This window comes from Phocaeicola faecalis (genome assembly GCF_021730445.1).
Taxonomy (GTDB): Bacteria; Bacteroidota; Bacteroidia; order Bacteroidales; family Bacteroidaceae; genus Phocaeicola; species Phocaeicola faecalis.
The window spans coordinates 218,059-232,901 of record NZ_JADNRM010000001.1; the positions used below are offsets into that span (position 1 = coordinate 218,059).

The 14,843-nt window shown below is 43.3% G+C and carries 8 protein-coding genes; 7 read left to right on the forward strand and 1 reads right to left on the reverse strand.

Annotated features, from left to right (window positions below; genetic code table 11):
- The first annotated feature begins 3 nt into the window (after positions 1 to 3).
- The 7 genes from IR173_RS00975 to IR173_RS01005 all read left to right on the forward strand — a co-directional run bounded on the left by IR173_RS00975 (position 4) and on the right by IR173_RS01005 (position 13,707).
- Complete coding sequence (locus IR173_RS00975) at positions 4 to 2,373, forward strand: ABC transporter permease (RefSeq protein ID WP_237037836.1); 2,370 nt, start codon at positions 4 to 6, stop codon at positions 2,371 to 2,373.
- Between the two features lie 19 nt (positions 2,374 to 2,392).
- Positions 2,393 to 4,792 carry an ABC transporter permease gene (locus IR173_RS00980; protein WP_237037837.1) on the forward strand — a complete coding sequence of 800 codons (2,400 nt, stop codon included), beginning with the start codon at positions 2,393 to 2,395 and terminating at the stop codon, positions 4,790 to 4,792.
- 15 nt (positions 4,793 to 4,807) lie between these two features.
- Positions 4,808 to 7,096 (forward strand): ABC transporter permease, encoded by a 2,289-nt coding sequence (locus tag IR173_RS00985; RefSeq protein WP_237037838.1) that lies wholly within the window; start codon positions 4,808 to 4,810, stop codon positions 7,094 to 7,096.
- A 158-nt stretch (positions 7,097 to 7,254) separates the two neighbouring features.
- A complete protein-coding gene (locus IR173_RS00990) occupies positions 7,255 to 9,465 on the forward strand; it encodes an ABC transporter permease (RefSeq protein ID WP_237037839.1) in 2,211 nt (736 codons plus the stop codon).
- A gap of 28 nt (positions 9,466 to 9,493) precedes the next feature.
- Positions 9,494 to 10,168, forward strand: a complete 675-nt coding sequence (locus IR173_RS00995) for an ABC transporter ATP-binding protein (protein ID WP_237037840.1) — start codon at positions 9,494 to 9,496, stop codon at positions 10,166 to 10,168.
- A 111-nt stretch (positions 10,169 to 10,279) separates the two neighbouring features.
- Entirely contained in the window at positions 10,280 to 11,368 is a 1,089-nt protein-coding gene (locus tag IR173_RS01000) for a hypothetical protein (protein ID WP_237037841.1), read from the forward strand.
- Positions 11,365 to 13,707 (forward strand): ABC transporter permease, encoded by a 2,343-nt coding sequence (locus IR173_RS01005; protein ID WP_237037842.1) that lies wholly within the window; start codon positions 11,365 to 11,367, stop codon positions 13,705 to 13,707. Before IR173_RS01000 ends, IR173_RS01005 begins: the two co-directional genes overlap by 4 nt.
- A 19-nt stretch (positions 13,708 to 13,726) precedes the next feature.
- Here the strand turns inward: IR173_RS01005 and IR173_RS01010 are convergent, their stop codons facing one another.
- Positions 13,727 to 14,614: a DMT family transporter gene (locus IR173_RS01010; protein WP_237037843.1), complete on the reverse strand. Its 888-nt coding sequence runs from the start codon at positions 14,612 to 14,614 to the stop codon at positions 13,727 to 13,729.
- Between the last annotated feature and the right edge of the window lie 229 nt (positions 14,615 to 14,843).

The window sequence follows — 14,843 nt, forward strand, 5'->3', positions numbered from 1 at the left end:
AAAATGAAAACACTGAAATACGCCGGACGCTTCCTGATGCGTTCAAAATCATATACAATTATCAATCTCTTGGGACTGGCGTTCAGCCTGGCCTGCTGCATCATCCTGATGCGGTATATTTACCGGGAGCTGACTGTAGACACACACTGCATCGACCGTGAAAACATATATGGGGTACATGTCAATATGGAAGGCAGTGAATCATTGACCGGCATCAGGCAAATCAACTATGATACCGTCAACATAGACAAACAGTCCATTGGAGCGATAGCCACCTACATACCGCTGGAACAGGATTACATTCAATTGGAAACCAACCGCTATACAGCAAGATGCCTTGTAACGGACAGTGTGTTTTTCCAATTCTTCCACTATCCCGTGATACATGGAAACACATCGCTGAGAACTCCTCAGTCGGCATTATTGACAGAAGCTTTTGCACGCAAGATTTTTGGAAATGAAAACCCGATAGGTAAAGTTTTCCGCTACTCCAATGGCAAAAACATAACCGTGGAAGGCGTTATCGGAGAACCGAAGTGCAAAAGCAGTATCCGGTTTGACGTAGTGCTCTCATCCACTTTGTCCAACGATTGGGAACGTATGAATATCGAACTTTATCATTTCCTGCCCGGCACGGATATGGAAGCGATGAACAGACTGGGCAGCAAACCCAGATACTTAAATAATCCTCAATACGACTCACGGATGTACACGTTCTCGTTCATTCCCCTAAAGGATATTTACTGGAATGGTTCACTGACTGACGACCTCCCATCCATGTTTCTTTCGGGAAGCCGCCAACATATCACCATCCTATGCGGTGTATGTATATTACTGCTGCTCACGGGTATACTCAATTTTATTAATATCTATTTGGTAGCCATGCTCCGACGCGGAAAGGAATATGGTCTGAAAAAAGTATTCGGCGCACGCGGCAAAACCCTGTTCGCCCAAATATGGACAGAAAACTTTATGCTGGTGCTTGCTTCCCTTTTGGTGGCATGGTTCATCATTGAACTGACTTCGTTGCCTATAGAACACCTGTTCGGTTATCACAGTTCATATACACTGTTTGACGGTATTCTATCGGCAGGCATTCTACTGGTACTTCCGTTATTCACATCTATTTATCCTTACATAAAGTATAACTACGGTTCTCCCATTCAGTCTATTCGCTCCATCGGTTGGGGAAACCGTTCCGTACGCTCGCGGATGTTTTTCCTTTTCGTACAATACATTGTCACCTTCCTATTGGTGATACTCTCCCTTTATTTCAACCGCCAATTGGATGTACTGCTACATACCGAACCGGGATTCCGTACCAAGGATATTATGATAGCCAATTTAGTTTATGAATCGAAAGATTTCAGAAGTTATACTCCCGAAAGTATCATGCAACGACGTCAGCGTATCATGCAACTGGATAATGAACTGGCTTCCTGTCCATTCATCGAGCTCTTTGAACCTAGTCGCGAGGATATTCTCGCTCCCGCCTACAAGACGCATTTTATCAATAACAAAGGAGAAAAAAAACTGATTGCCGTCCGCTATGCCACTCCCACTTTCTTTAAGCTCTATGGCATAAAGATAATAGAAGGCGGACTGCCCGAAGCTGATTCTCAAGACCGGAGAACCTTTCTGGTAGCCAACCGCGCCGCCATGAAAGCATTGGGCTACACTTCATTGGAAGAAACCGGTGTGGTAGAAGAAAATCAAAAAAGAGCTAACGCCAATGCATCTTTGCGACCGATTGACGCCATTGTGGAAGATTATTTTGACGGACATCTCACATTAGGCACTCAACCGATTCTATACACTGTCAGTACGAGAAGCAACGGCGACCTTTACCAAATAGCATATACGCCGGGCAAAAAGAAAGAGCTGGTAGAATTTCTGCACCAGCTGGAGAACAAAGTATATGGCAGTGAAGACTTTACCTATACTTTACTGGAAGATGACGTGAAAGCCATGTATGCCGAAGATTACCAGACCGCAATGATTTATTCTATCTTCGCATCCATTGCCATCATTGTATCGGCACTCGGTTTGTTCGGCATTTCACTATTTGACATTCGCCAACGCTATCGTGAAATTGCCATCCGAAAAGTAAACGGTGCAAGTACGCGTGAACTTTATCTGCTGCTATTCCGTAAATATGCCTTATCATTGATGAGTGCTTTTGCCATAGCTATCCCCCTGTCCTGCTTCCTCATCTATAAGTACACACAGGATTTTGCCGTAAAAGCCCCTGTCAGTATCAGTATCTTTATAACCGCTTTATTGCTAGTGACAGTCATTTCGTTGGGAACCTTGATATGGCAGATACACAAAGCCGCAAATATCAGCCCTGCAAAAATTATGAAATCAGAATAATCAATCAAAAATTAAAACCATGCTTCAACACTATATAAAAACGGCCTTTCGCCATCTGCTAAAATATAAGACACAAAACCTGATATCCATTCTCGGATTGTCTGTAGGCATTTTATGCTTCAGTATCTGCCTCTATTGCAGCCGGTTCATCTACTCTGTCGACCAATGCTTCATCAACAAAGAACGCATTACCAATATAAATCTCTATACCCCGGACGGCGTCATATATTCGGGTATTCCTGCCAGGTTAATAGAGAGCCTGCGCCAAACACCGGTTGACGAAGCAGAAGATTACACTTTCGTCGCCTACCCCAATCAACGCAGTTACAATGTAGAAACAACCGAAGGGAAAGAAGTGCCCTATGAAGACTTATACACTATGGAAGTAGATTCTTCCTACTGCAACATATTCACGCCCCAAATAGTGCAAGGCTCATGGAAGACGGCTTCGCATACGCCCAACTCCGTGATACTGACCCGCTCACTGGCACGGAAAATATTCGGTGCGGACGAGAGCTCAATCGGAAAACGGATGATACTGGCACAACGATTATCCACCTCACCCGCCACCACCCCACGAACGGGAGGTATCGCCTATACCATACAAGCCGTGATAGAAGATATTCCACTCAATACCAGCTTGAGCTTTCTACAACAAGTTGATATGCTTGTCCTGAACGATAGTGAAGGTATATTACAGTTTGAACATAATAATAACATGACAGGCGGCTGGGGTTTCGCCCTTCTCCGTCCGGGTAAAACACCCACCCAACTGGAGGCACGTTTTCGGGCAATGAACCTGAAACATACAATGTTCAAACAAGAGAACGATGTGACAGCTTCACCTTTCGGGAAAGATTTCCGGGAAAAATCCATCGCCCCTTATTTTGCAGGAATCACATTCGTCATCGGTCTGCTGATTTTACTGACCGGCTTGCTCAACTTCTTCCAATTCCTGACAGGCAGTTACCTGAACCGTTCACATGAGTTCGGCATACGCAAAGCGACAGGAAGCGGGAACCGGCAATTATTCGGGTTGCTCTTTACTCAAGCTGTTCTAGTCTCATTGATTGCTTTCCTATTCACTTTCAGTCTGATAGAAATACTCAGTCCGTTTCTGTCTTTTTCGCTTTTCGACTTCACCTTGCTGGTGGAACGAAACTTGCTACTGACACAGACCACAGAATATATGGCAGGTATTCTTCTGCTATGTCTATTACTGTGTCTGATAACCGTATGGCGGATTAAATATATTTCCATACAGACAGGCATTCGCGGCAGCAACCCCAAACGAAGTCGCCACAGTGTACGTAATGTCCTTCTGGGTATTCAATTTTTTATCTGTTGGCTATTCGTCGTGTTTACGGCAGCTCTGTATCTGCAAGCCGACAAGACCGGAAGTACCCTATTCCATACGCTGACGGAAAAAGAAAAATCCGAAATCATCAGTATCCCATTGGATTGCCGTTTTATGAAGAACGACGAAAAACTTGCTTTGATAGAACATATCAGCCGCCATCCCTCCATTACAGACAAGTTGCCGGCAGACATAAATTATCTGAATGGTCTTTCGGGTACAGGCATGTATACAGAGAAAGGGAATCGAGACAGCTATATAGAAGTCAACATTATGAACATATCAAGCAACTTCTTCGAATTTATGAACATCCCCATCCTTAGCGGACATACTTTAAAAACAGATGAACAGATGGTGGCAGACCATAAACTGGTAGAACACATGGGAAAAGACCTATTAGGAATGACACTATACAACTATGAAGACGGATATACCGTATGCGGTATTTGTTCCGACTTCATTGCAGATACCTACAACCAGAGTCAGGGCTTCATCTTTTTGCCCTGCAAATTCAACGACTATGTAGGCCATTGCTATATGAAATGCAAACCGGGCCGTGTGGAAGAAGTAAAAAGCTTCATAGAAGCAACATTGAAAGAAAGTTTTCCTCCGAGCATACAACCCCGGATTTCTACTTTACTAGAGGATATACATCAGGCACAAGCCATTGAAAACAAAATGAAAGGCATTATTCTGTTCTTCTCCTTTGTCAGCCTGATTATCACTTTATTGGGTGTTTACTCGGCTATTACCCTGGACACGGAACGCAGACAAAAGGAAGTGGCTATCCGCAAAGTGAACGGTGCCGGACTAAAACAGATTATCTTGTTGTTTGCCCGCATGTACATTTACCTACTGGCATTTTCTGCCATCGTAGCCTTCCCTCTCTGCTATATCATATTGCAACTATGGAAAAAGATGTATATTGTGTTTTTCAATGACGGACCATTGTTTTGGATTGCAATTTTTATGGGAGTAGCCGCCATTACTATACTAACCATTATTTTCCGTATTCTGAAGATTGCAAAGAGCAATCCTGCTGAAGTAATTAAAAACGAATAAAAAACAAGCACAACAATGACAATACATTATTTAAAGGTAGCATTAAGAAATCTGCTGAAATATAAAGTTCACAGCTTTATATCGGTTATCTGTCTGGCAATAGGCATTACCTGTTTCTGCCTGATGAATTATTTTATTGACGGTGTGACCGCGCAGGCAGATCTGCCGGATTACGAGCATCGCATCAGGCTGGTCTGCTGTTCGGAAGATACCGCAGCCGATTTCTATTGGAAATTGGATGACATCCGTTATTTGGATGAACAATCCATAACAGGCATGGACAGCCTTGTAACAGCTTCCTACCCTCACGATACCGAAATCACAGTCATCGACAAAAACCAGCAGGAACTGCCTTTCCTCATCAAGTACCGATGTGTCTCATCCTCCTTATTCCCCTATAATGCCATTCGTCCGGTCAGTGGAAAAAGTAGACTCGATGCCCCCGATGAAGTCATTATCTCTCAGGAATTCGCCCACAAAGCGTTTGGAAAAGAAGACCCGACAGGCATGATTATCCACCTTGTACCGACCTATAAAGAATATCCCGAACAGATAAGGGATTACAAGATTGTCGGTGTAGTAACCAGCCAAGACACCGATTGCTACTTTCCCTTATCCATGGATCCGTATGCTTCATTCAGTGTCGGCACTTTCCTTACAGGAGAAACCACGCTGGAAACCTTGAACAAGCAACTGGAAAAAATAACCTGGCGACATGGGGAGTGGAATGTACATGCATACGCCAGCCTGACATCGGCACGCAACGATGATTTGCAAAGAAGCATCGCCATGCTGCTTTTCCGCTTTGTCGGTTCACTTATCCTGCTGTCGGGACTTATCAATTTCCTGAAATTCATTATCCAGATGTTTTATAACCGGCAACGTGAACTGGCTCTACGCAAATGCCTCGGATCAGACATCAAGGGACTATTCTCCCTGCTCTTTGCCGAAATATTCTGGATGATGTCCACTGCTTTCCTCCTCTCATTGGTCGTAACAGAGGTAGTGGTGTCTCTAGCGTATACTTATATCCCCCAAGAAGACATGATTCCCTTGTCTATGCCAAAGATATACGGCATGCAACTGGGCCTGTACATCGTATTGCTGCTGGTATGTATGTCCGTCATAATGTACCCCATTTACCGGTTGCGACAATTGAGCATCATTCACTATATCGTGCAAAAGCGGGAACGGCACGTATTCCGCAACATCATGATAAGTGTACAGCTGGCTATCTCCATTTTCTTTGTAGGCGGCGTGTTCGGAATCACACTCATCTTCAACCAAATGTTCGATAAAATGTACAGCCCGTTATCTTCCGAGGAAGAACAACAGATTGTATCCCTGTCGGTGAACAGTATCCGTATGCGGCAGAACATGGACGCCATCCTTTCAGACATCAGCCGTCTGCCTGATATCACAGACCGGATATCCCTTTCACGCTCCTTCGACATCCAATCATTCACCTATATGAATTACATCAAAAACGGGCGTCCTCAGGGACAAGTACTCATGACTACCGGAGATCCGCACTATTTCGAGTTCTTCAAGATTCCGATGGAAGGAAAGTTAGTGGACAGGAATGAGCAGGGAACAGTATACGTCAGCGAACAGTTTAAGGAACAATTACAAAAGGACAGCATAGAAGGCAGCGTCACACTGAGCGGCAATGACTATCGCATAGCCGGTACTTTTCGTGCATTATATAAGGAAGGCGGGCAAAGAAATCTGTCCGGTTCCGTGTTTTTAGTAAACCCCTATCCTTCCTCTTATTACTTCAAGACCTCCGGCTCCGACGCTACCTCAAACGTAATCAAAGCGATAACGGAAGTCTGCCGCCGCTATGTTCCTGCTACATTACCACTGGATATCCGCGATTTCAGTGACTCCAAACAAACCGTTATGGGCACTGTGAATCTGATGCGAAGTGTGTTCATGTTATTGGCTGTCGTCAGTCTGCTGCTGGTGGTGCTCAGTATTTATTCCGCCATCTCTATGGATACGGTCAGCCGACAGAAAGAAGTCGCCATCCGGAAAATAAACGGAGCTACCCCTAACGTCATCGCCCTGTTGTTTGCCAAGACTTACTTAATTATTTATATTCTCACCTTCTGTAGTGTCTATCCCATACTTAGACTGACTCTGATGGAGTTGACATCAGAAACTACTTTCGGGGATATTTACAGTTGGGATAAAGGAGCATTGCTATTCCTTGCCATCGCCCTGCTGATATTCTTAGTAACGGTTTACAAAATATATGAGATAATGCATCTGAACCCGGCCAATATCGTAAAAAAGGAATAATAGAAGCGTCCATCGTGCGCTATCGCACGCGAATAGTGCAAAAACGCACGATGGACATATACAGACAGGCCTATTATATCATTCATTATCAAGCAAATAACTCTCAGGCATAGTTATTGTATATTATCATAAAAGAACAAACACTTAAAAACCGCTTTATGATTAAACATCTCTTGACTGTTACCTTCCGTAACATGACAAAACAGAAAGGACGGAGCATCATATCTGTGCTTTGCATCACAGCAGGGCTGTTGTGTTTCAGCATCTGCCATTATTATAGCACCATTATGAGCCGAGGTAATAAACTCTTGGACACCTACGAACGTATGGCAGTCATTCGGGGCAAAAACAATCCCAACATGTACATGAGATTTAGTCTTGACAAAATAAAAGAATTGGGGAACGAAGAGATACTAGGCATAGCATTTTTCACTAATGGAACCACAAACTTTAAAACACAATCGGATGCTGTCTACCGTATATCTGCCACTTTCTGTAACCATGACTATTTTCTGGTTTTCCCTCCAAAACTCATTGAAGGAAGTCTGGAAGAGTTCGATAAACGACCGGAAATCATTGTCGTAACCAAAAACTTCATCCGGAAATACGCCGATGCCGGTACTACCATCGGTTCCTCCGTCACACTCAATAAAACAACTTATACCATAGGAGCCATCATAGAATCTTATCCGGCAGGAATGAACAACTATACCACTTCCTATGATTTGTTCATCCCATCCTCCGAATCATACGGCGATAAAGTCCTGCTACTTGGGAAGCCTTCGGATATAGAAATCATAAACAAACGTCTGGCATTACTTGATTGGGAGGGATACCAGACCACCCCCCAATGCTATTTGATGAGCCAGCTGCCTCAAACGTCAGGCCTGGAACTGTATATCAGTATCATCGGACTGATTATCCTGATTGTTGCATTGACTAATTATTTCTCATTCAGCATCAGCTCTTTTGTCAACCGCTCACGCGAATTGGCTCTCAGACAATGCCTGGGAGGAAAAAGCAGCAACATCTTTGGCTTGTTATTCATTGAGCAATTCATCATCCTGACGTTAAGTTGCATACTTACACTTGCCTTGTCTGAAAGCCTGCTGCCTGCTTTCATCGACAGTCTGAGCTATAATATCCGCCGGGAACTGGAAATCGACATTCCTTTCCTGTTAATAAGCGAAATAAAATATACCGTTCTCATTTGGGGAGCCTCATTCCTTTTATGCTATATCTCTGTCACCAGAATCATCCGCCACATGCACCGCAAAGGACTAAGCGGAAGAGCCGGAAAAGGAAAACATCTATTACGTAATATCTCGTTAGGATTGCAGTTTTTCTTTTCGTTCCTTTTCCTTTTCGGGATTGCAGGAATATATTTCCAAATGCAAAGTTACTCCAACAGCACTACCCCCCTACTGACAGATGAAGAAAAACAGAACCTTATTATCATTCCCACCTATTCGTATGATAATAAGTTAAATAAAGAATTAACAGAAGTCTGTGACTATTTCCGCTCTAAAAGTTGGTGCGAATCACTATCTTTATTCTGCTTTAACACTATGAATATAAAGAAAGAGTATGTCATAGTCAATCAAGTGACAGAAGAATTCCTAGACCAAATGAAAATAGAGAAATACCATAAACCGGGAGAAAAGTTCGCTTATATCACACCCACTATTGATACTGAAATAAGAAGTGACAGTAGCTTTCAAACCATCCGGTTCAGAAAGGAATTGGAATACCCCATCAAGGGACAATGCCATATATTCCCTCAACCCAAATATGGAACTTCTTATTTAACAGTGCTGCCGTTTGAGAATAAACACGAACCCGACAAAATCATCCTGCAACTGAAGCAAGGGGCAAACCGCAAGCAAGCCCTGCAGGAGATAAAGAAAAAAATAAATACTTATTACCCGGCAAATGCCACGTATGAAGCAACAACGCTTTACGATGAACAAGTAGGAGAATTGAATGTCTTGCGAAATCTTTTCATCGTCTGCGCCATCATATCACTACTCATTACCATTCTGGGAATCTATCACTCTATACAGATAGATACGGAGCGCCGACAAAAAGAAGTAGCTATCCGAAAAGTGAATGGAGCCCACATCAGCGATATCTATTGGTTGTTTGGCAAAAGCTATGTGACACTTTATCTGATAGCAATGATATTGGCCATACCAATCTGTCTCTTTCTGATGATTATGGCAGACAGTATGATAAAGTTCGACTATGGACATCCGATGTTATGGAGTATCCCAATGTTTGTTGCCGCTATGGTAATCATACTGACCATCAGTTGGCGCATTTATAGGATAGCCCGCATCAATCCGGCAGAGATTATCAAAAACGAATGATATAATAACATTTAAAAATAGAACAATTATGATTAAGACAGTAAACTTACAAAAAATCTTCAAGACAGAAGAAGTTGAAACATGGGCACTGAATAATGTCAGTCTGGAAATTAAAGAAGGTGAATTCGTAGCCATTATGGGCCCTTCAGGTTGTGGCAAATCTACCTTATTGAATATTCTCGGATTATTGGACAACCCCTCGGGAGGCGAATATTACCTGAACGGCACAGATGTGTCTAAATTTACCGAAGCACAACGTACCAACCTCCGCAAAGGTGTCATCGGTTTCGTTTTTCAAAGTTTCAACCTGATAGACGAATTAAACGTTTACGAAAATATTGAGCTACCCCTGCTTTACATGGGTATTCCGGCTTCCGAACGCAAACAAAGAGTAGAAGAAGCCATGAACCGTATGGCTATCGCCCACCGTGTAAAACATTTCCCACAACAACTCTCCGGAGGTCAGCAACAGCGTGTAGCCATTGCCCGCGCAGTAGTGGCAAATCCTAAATTGATTCTTGCCGATGAGCCTACCGGTAACTTGGATTCAAAAAACGGTAAAGAGGTTATGGAGCTTCTGACAGAACTGAACAAGGAAGGAACAACCATCGTCATGGTAACCCACTCCCAGCATGATTCAGGTTATGCGGGAAGAACAATCAACCTGTTTGACGGACAGGTGGTCAATGAAGTAAAAATCTAAGTTGTGTCTTTAAGGTACAGATAGCACGGAAATCACGGAATAAAAGAGTATTCATATTTCCGTGTAATTCTGTATCTAAAAAGAAACTCCTGACAGTTAAATTATCAGCCTATGAAAAAATATTATCTATTAATATTGCTCGGAATCTGTTTTATCAGTTGTAAAAATCAGAATCCATTGCCCGATATGCAATTAGGCGCTCTGACAGATTATGATATAGAGGCATTTGATACATCCCCAAGGTATTTTAAAGATTATCAGACTTACTATCTGGAAGGTACTGCAAATTTATCTTCTCGTGAGGCTGTCCGAGAATTAACTCGTCATCATGACCGTATCTATAGCCTGGCAGACGGACGACTATATGTCCATCACCATAAAACCGGAAAAAGACTGCATATATTCGACTCTGTCCCCACCTCTTTCCGTTCATTTGATATAGACACTATCCGGCAACGAATCTATGCTTTAGACCATAAACAGATTGTTTGCTATGACACTATTGGCAACAGACTTTCCACATTCTCCTTGAAAAACCATTCAAAGAACGAACGGCTGGCCGTCATCGGCAACGGTGGTCATCTTTTGCTCACCACCATGACATACCCACAGCCTGAAATATACCACATAGACTACGAGAACCGGAAACAAATTCCGCTACGCAGCCCCAATAAGAAAACAGAGATTTACACCGACACACTGGATGCTCCCCTCTCCATCATCGGACACAGCAAAAGAGGCACCTATTATAAATACATAAATAATGACACTTTGTTCCTCGTCACTCCTCAAGGGCTGATTCCCATGTATGACTGCCACATGAAGAAAGCATCAAAAAGCGATTTTAAAATGCGCTTGCTTTCTTTAGATGAAACAGATGAATACTGGATTCCCCGATATCGTACCTCAGTAATTGTGAAAGGAAAACATTATAGATGCACTGAGGCCGGATTTATCACCAAAAGCTTTCAACCTATAGAAATTCCTTATAACTTCGGTCATATCAATCCCGAGAAACGAGGTGCCACCTGCTGGATAGGCAAATATCCTTTCTTCATGAGCAAAGATTGCCGTGACATTCTGCAAATCAACTCTACTGAATTGGACAGCATCTACTTTTTGCCGGAGGAACTACAGACAAGAAAAGCCTCCAATGATTTAATCTTAAATGTTCTGAACCTAAAAGATAAAAAGAAATGAACACCATTGCCACATTTAAAATCATCTTCCGCAGTTGGTGGAGAAATAAACTGTTTATTCTCATCTCTCTCATCAGCCTGACAGTGGGGCTCGGATGTACCAACCTGCTTGTCACTTTCTTTATTCACGAGTATAACATCGAACAGCAGACACCCGACCGGCAGCTCATCTTCGCACTGCGGCAAGACTCTCCGATGGAAGAAGGTGTAAAGGTATCCTACGTCGATGCGAACACTGCCGAACAGATAAAGGAAAAGTATGCAGAAATAACAGATATACTCCGTCTGAACGGAATGAATGCGAATGTCTGTAAATACAATGAAATAAAATATGAACACCCGTTATTTATATGTGCAGACTCTACATTAAATAAGTTTTTTCATTACACCGCTTTGGAAGGCAATCTTAGCACAGTATTGACAACCCCGGACAAAATAGCCATCAGCGAGACCTTTGCCCATAAACTATTTCACGGTCATAGCGGCATAGGAGAAATGATTGAGATTATTGACGCGAATGGTGAGATACAGAAATATGAAGTAGGTGCTATTCTGAAAGAACGCCCACAATCATTCCTGCATTTCGACTTGTTAACCGGCATAACAGGAGAGTTTTGGGGAGGCCCAACTCTTCTAAAGCTACACCCCGGTGCTTCCGCATCGCTCTTACAAGAGAAAATAAGAGAGGATAAAATACCGACTCTCACTTCCGGAAACACACAGTATTACGTAGATGCTCTCAAAAGCCTGTATTTTAATACCAACAAAAACAGCAGGCAACAAGAGCTGTCCTATTTCCAGCAAAGCGATGTACCTTTACTCTACATCGGCCTGATATCAGCTCTGCTGGTACTTGCCATCGCCTGTTTCAACTATACCAACCTGAGCCTGTCACGCACCCTGCAACAGATAAAAATGATACATATCGAGAAACTGATGGGAGCTCAACTGAAAGAAATCCGCAAACAGTTATTCTACGATGCAACGCTCACCGTATTATTGGCATTTCTGTTTTCCTTGTTACTTATCAATGACTTACTACCGTGGTTCAATGAATTACTGTCGGCGCATCTGTCCCTTTCCTTCTTCTTCAGCTGGCAGGTCTTGCCATTGCTTTTAGCATTTGTTTCTGCCATGGCAGTGATACCCGGATTATATATCAGCCGGAAACTTTCCCGCCAAACCTTGAGTGAGTACAGCCACAATTACACCGGAAGAAAAAAGCAACAACAGATATGGATACTAGTCACCTTGCAGTTCATCTTTTCCATCGGATTAGTTTACGCCACAACAATGGCACAAGCCCAAATGGATTTGTTGAAGTCTCGTGCCCACCTCTATGAAAATACCATCGAACTAAATGGGAAAAGCCCCTTCTATAAGGAACTGAAAAAAATCAACGGAATAGAATCAATATCTTTATCCAGAAGCTCTTTACTGAATGCGTGGATGCGCGAACTTCCCATACAACAGCCGGATGGCAGCGTGAAACATTATTATATAATACAAATTCCAACGGACACAACATTCCTTTCAACCATGCACATACGCCAACTGGCGGGTGTGTCACCGGCTAAAGCATATCAGGAATACTCCCATCCGGTATTTATCAACGAGAGCTATGCCCGCATATTGAACATTGATGCTTCCAAAATAGGACATAACCTCCGTGAATTTGACGCATTTGCCGATAGCCTGAGCGTATTGGCCGGTATCATAGAAAGTTTCCCCTTCAATTCGCTGGAAGAAGAAATTGCAGGACAAGAAATATCTTTTGTACCCGAAAGCAGCCTGACCAGATACGGCATGTTTATACAGGCCAGACTACATCCTGAAACACGCCGGGAAACGCTGGCACAAATAAATAAGCTATGGGAGAAAATGTGCGACGGAAGAGAGTTTCAGTATATAGACATGCACCAAAAGTTCATGCAACGGAACAAGATGATTACAACGCTGTCCAAAATCCTGATAAGCTACTCACTCATAGCACTGGTGCTTACCTGCTTCGGGCTGTTCGGCATCTCATGGTATGCAGTCCGTCACCGCACCCGTGAAATAGCCATCCGCAAAGTGCATGGTGCCTTGAACCGACAGATAGTGTGGGCATTGAACCGTTCTTTTCTATGGCAGATTCTGATAGCATACGCCATCTCCATTCCCCTCGTGTGGTGGCTTATGGAGCATTGGTTGGAACAGTTTGCCTACCGGACTTCCGCTACGTGGTGGAGTTTTATCTTCCCGCTTATTCTGGTTATGGTTATCACAGGCATTACGGTGACCATACACAGTTATCGCGCTGCCCGCAGCAATCCTGTCGAAAGCCTCAAAACCGAATGATGCATCTATGGGTGTTGCATCAGGCCTGCTTCCGTTTCTCCTGAAAGACCACAAGAGACACGGAAGCAACCACCAGTGTAACACCCATCGCACTATAAACGGTAAATAATTCTTTAAATACAAACACACCTATCAGTACTGCCGTCAGCGGTTCCAATGCTCCCAAAAGAGAAGTAAGCGTAGGGCCGGCCAGTTTTATGGCCTTCACTAGTGTGATATTTGATATGGCTGTCGCCGGAAGTGCCAATCCTAGTATATAAAGCCAGGCAATCCCATCGGTTTCCAAGCGAATACCACCTTCCCGACAAAGACCTCCCAGAAAGAAAAACAAAGCCCCCAGTCCCATCACATAGCAAGTTAAGGCTGTGGAATCAATATGTACCGCACGGCTTTTCCTTACTCCTATGATATAGCCCGCATACGAAAATACAGAGACACAAGCGGCTATCAACCCTACCCCGGTATCTCCTCCACTAAACTCAATATCACCCGATGACAATAATGAGGCTCCTATCAATGAAAGCAATATGGCAGTAAATGTAACGACGGACTTCTTTTCTCCATAAAAAGTAATCATGACAATAGCCACGGCCAAGGGATACATGAAGTGGATAATAGATGCCACTCCGCTTGCTATATTCTGATAAGCAATGACCAGACTGAATGAGGTTATCGCCCTAAACAGACTCAATACGAAAACGGTCATAAAGTCCTTAGTGCCCAACCGGAAGTTACATCCCGAAAGCAATCCGAACAATACCAATACTACTGTAGCTACTCCCCAACGGTAAGTCAGCACCTCAAAAGAAGAAAAGCCGATAGCTAATAAACTAATAGAAAAAAAAGGCGCCAGCCCGAAAGTAGCCGACGACACTGCTGCATATATAATTCCTTTTAACTGATTCATTCTGTCACTGTCCATCTAAAAAACAGGCACAAAGATACGAAAAACAGTTCATGCACAAAACTCCGTGAGCGTAAATATTCACTCAGATGAACCCTGACACAATGACATATATACGTGTGGGCCTATGCGGACGTACGTGTGGACCTATGCGGACGTACGTGTGAGCCTACGCGGACGTACGTATCGGCTCATGCGTATATACGTGTGAACTGCCCCGGCCGATGCCCTT

Excerpts from the sequence above, each read along its gene's own strand:
- IR173_RS00975 (WP_237037836.1), top strand. The coding sequence starts at position 4 with ATGAAAACACTGAAATACGCCGGACGCTTCCTGATGCGTTCAAAATCA.
- IR173_RS00980 (WP_237037837.1), top strand. The coding sequence starts at position 2,393 with ATGCTTCAACACTATATAAAAACGGCCTTTCGCCATCTGCTAAAATAT.
- IR173_RS00985 (WP_237037838.1), top strand. The coding sequence starts at position 4,808 with ATGACAATACATTATTTAAAGGTAGCATTAAGAAATCTGCTGAAATAT.
- IR173_RS00990 (WP_237037839.1), top strand. The coding sequence starts at position 7,255 with ATGATTAAACATCTCTTGACTGTTACCTTCCGTAACATGACAAAACAG.
- IR173_RS00995 (WP_237037840.1), top strand. The coding sequence starts at position 9,494 with ATGATTAAGACAGTAAACTTACAAAAAATCTTCAAGACAGAAGAAGTT.
- IR173_RS01000 (WP_237037841.1), top strand. The coding sequence starts at position 10,280 with ATGAAAAAATATTATCTATTAATATTGCTCGGAATCTGTTTTATCAGT.
- IR173_RS01005 (WP_237037842.1), top strand. The coding sequence starts at position 11,365 with ATGAACACCATTGCCACATTTAAAATCATCTTCCGCAGTTGGTGGAGA.
- IR173_RS01010 (WP_237037843.1), bottom strand. The coding sequence starts at position 14,614 with ATGAATCAGTTAAAAGGAATTATATATGCAGCAGTGTCGTCGGCTACT.